This is a genomic window from Comamonas composti DSM 21721 (genome assembly GCF_000429845.1).
In the GTDB taxonomy this organism is placed as follows: Bacteria; Pseudomonadota; Gammaproteobacteria; order Burkholderiales; family Burkholderiaceae_C; genus Comamonas; species Comamonas composti.
On sequence record NZ_AUCQ01000053.1, the window covers coordinates 1 to 3283 of the forward strand.

The window sequence follows — 3283 nt, forward strand, 5'->3', positions numbered from 1 at the left end:
GGGGGGTCAAGCCCCCGGCAGATCTCATCTTGAGACGAGTTTCCCGCTTAGATGCTTTCAGCGGTTATCTCTTCCACACTTAGCTACTCGGCAATGCCACTGGCGTGACAACCGATACACCAGAGGTGTGTCCACTCCGGTCCTCTCGTACTAGGAGCAGGCTCTCTCAAATCTGCAGCGCCCACGGAAGATAGGGACCAAACTGTCTCACGACGTTTTAAACCCAGCTCACGTACCTCTTTAAATGGCGAACAGCCATACCCTTGGGACCGACTACAGCCCCAGGATGAGATGAGCCGACATCGAGGTGCCAAACACCGCCGTCGATATGAACTCTTGGGCGGTATCAGCCTGTTATCCCCAGAGTACCTTTTATCCGTTGAGCGATGGCCCTTCCATACAGAACCACCGGATCACTATGTCCTGCTTTCGCATCTGCTCGACTTGTCAGTCTCGCAGTTAAGCACGCTTATGCCATTGCACTATCGTCACGATGTCCGACCGTAACTAGCGTACCTTCGAACTCCTCCGTTACGCTTTGGGAGGAGACCGCCCCAGTCAAACTGCCTACCATGCACTGTCCCCGATCCCGATTAGGGACCTGGGTTAGAACCTCAAACGCACCAGGGTGGTATTTCAACGTTGGCTCCACCAGAACTAGCGTCCTGGCTTCAAAGCCTCCCACCTATCCTACACAGATCCGTTCAAAGTCCAATACAAAGCTACAGTAAAGGTTCATGGGGTCTTTCCGTCTTTCCGCGGGGAGATTGCATCATCACAAACATTTCAACTTCGCTGAGTCTCAGGAGGAGACAGTGTGGCCATCGTTACGCCATTCGTGCAGGTCGGAACTTACCCGACAAGGAATTTCGCTACCTTAGGACCGTTATAGTTACGGCCGCCGTTTACTGGGACTTCAATCAAGAGCTTGCACCCCATCATTTAATCTTCCAGCACCGGGCAGGCGTCACACCCTATACGTCCACTTTCGTGTTTGCAGAGTGCTGTGTTTTTATTAAACAGTCGCAGCCACCGATTTTTTGCAACCCCTTTGGGCTCCCCTTGTACAGGTTCACCTACTGAGGGCATACCTTCTCCCGAAGTTACGGTATCAATTTGCCGAGTTCCTTCTCCTGAGTTCTCTCAAGCGCCTTAGAATACTCATCTCGCGCACCAGTGTCGGTTTGCGGTACGGTCGTCAATAGCTGAAGCTTAGTGGCTTTTCCTGGAAGCAGGGTATCACTCACTTCGTGTGCAAGCACACTCGTTATCACCCCTCATCTAAGCCCGGCGGATTTGCCTACCGAGCACGACTACAGGCTTGAACCAACATATCCAACAGTTGGCTGAGCTAACCTTCTCCGTCCCCACATCGCACTATTGATCGGTACAGGAATATTGACCTGTTTCCCATCAGCTACGCATCTCTGCCTCGCCTTAGGGGCCGACTCACCCTACGCCGATGAACGTTGCGTAGGAAACCTTGCGCTTACGGCGAGGGGGCTTTTCACCCCCTTTAACGCTACTCATGTCAGCATTCGCACTTCTGATACCTCCAGCACCCGTCTCCAGGCACCTTCACAGGCTTACAGAACGCTCTCCTACCACGTGCAATAAATTGCACATCCGCAGCTTCGGTAACTGGCTTAGCCCCGTTACATCTTCCGCGCAGGACGACTCGATCAGTGAGCTATTACGCTTTCTTTAAATGATGGCTGCTTCTAAGCCAACATCCTGACTGTTTTAGCCTTCCCACTTCGTTTCCCACTTAGCCAATTTTAGGGACCTTAGCTGGCGGTCTGGGTTGTTTCCCTCTTGAGTCCGGACGTTAGCACCCGGTGCTCTGTCTCCCAAGCTGTACTCTGCGGTATTCGGAGTTTGCATAGGGTTGGTAAGTCGCCATGACCCCCTAGCCTAAACAGTGCTCTACCCCCGCAGGTAATACTTGAGGCACTACCTAAATAGTTTTCGGAGAGAACCAGCTATTTCCAAGTTTGTTTAGCCTTTCACCCCTATCCACAGCTCATCCGCTAGTTTTGCAACACTAGTCGGTTCGGACCTCCAGTACCTGTTACGGCACCTTCATCCTGGCCATGGATAGATCACTTGGTTTCGGGTCTACACCCAGCGACTGGACGCCCTATTCGGACTCGATTTCTCTACGCCTCCCCTATTCGGTTAAGCTTGCCACTGAATGTAAGTCGCTGACCCATTATACAAAAGGTACGCCGTCACCCCGAAGGGCTCCGACTTTTTGTAAGCATGCGGTTTCAGGATCTATTTCACTCCCCTCCCGGGGTTCTTTTCGCCTTTCCCTCACGGTACTGGTTCACTATCGGTCGATGATGAGTATTTAGCCTTGGAGGATGGTCCCCCCATATTCAGACAAGGTTTCTCGTGCCCCGCCCTACTTTTCTCTAGCTCAGTACCACCAGTCAGTTTTCACATACAGGACTATCACCTACTATGGTCGGCCTTTCCATGCCGTTTTGTTAACTGTCTGACTATCACTAGAAGGCTGTTCCGAATTCGCTCGCCACTACTATCGGAATCTCGGTTGATGTCTTTTCCTCGAGCTACTTAGATGTTTCAGTTCACTCGGTTCGCCTCGCATACCTATGTATTCAGTATGCGATACCCTTGCGGGTGGGTTTCCCCATTCAGATATCTCCGGATCAAAGCTTATTTGCCAGCTCCCCGAAGCTTTTCGCAGGCTATCACGTCTTTCGTCGCCTATCATCGCCAAGGCATCCACCACATGCTCTTAGTCACTTGACCCTATAACTTTGATGTCTCTTTCGAGAATCTCGGTTTTCATGTCTGGACTGTGTGAGGTCTCTCACCTCACGCGTTATGCCGTAATGTGAATATCCAAAATATTGCTATCTTGGAGATATTCGTCATTACTAGATATTTGCATTCGCAAAAATATCTGTTTTGACGCAATCAAAATGTTGCTGGCGGCACGGTGCGAAGATCTTTCGATTTCGCTTTCCACCAGCAACGCTGATTTCGACTCTATGAATTTTTAAAGAACAGCCTTTTATTGATCGTATCGATCAATACAAAAGCAGTCTGAAGCAGACTGCTTTTGTATTAAACGCTTTTGAAGCGAAGCCCACGATTGTAGCACCTTTCGGCACTTTTTTGGTGGAGGATGACGGGATCGAACCGACGACCCCCTGCTTGCAAAGCAGGTGCTCTCCCAGCTGAGCTAATCCCCCGTGGTTCCTCGACAACCAGGCATTGGAATTTGGTGGGTCTAGTTGGGCTCGAACCAACG

Annotated in this window: 1 tRNA gene and 1 rRNA gene; both read right to left on the minus strand. The window is 50.8% G+C overall.

The features are described 5' to 3' along the window. Positions 1-2: 2 nt before the first annotated feature. Positions 3-2778, minus strand: a 23S ribosomal RNA gene (locus tag G486_RS0116885). Between the two features lie 370 nt (positions 2779-3148). Continuing rightward, a tRNA-Ala gene (locus G486_RS0116890) sits at positions 3149-3224 on the minus strand. Positions 3225-3283 lie beyond the last annotated feature (59 nt).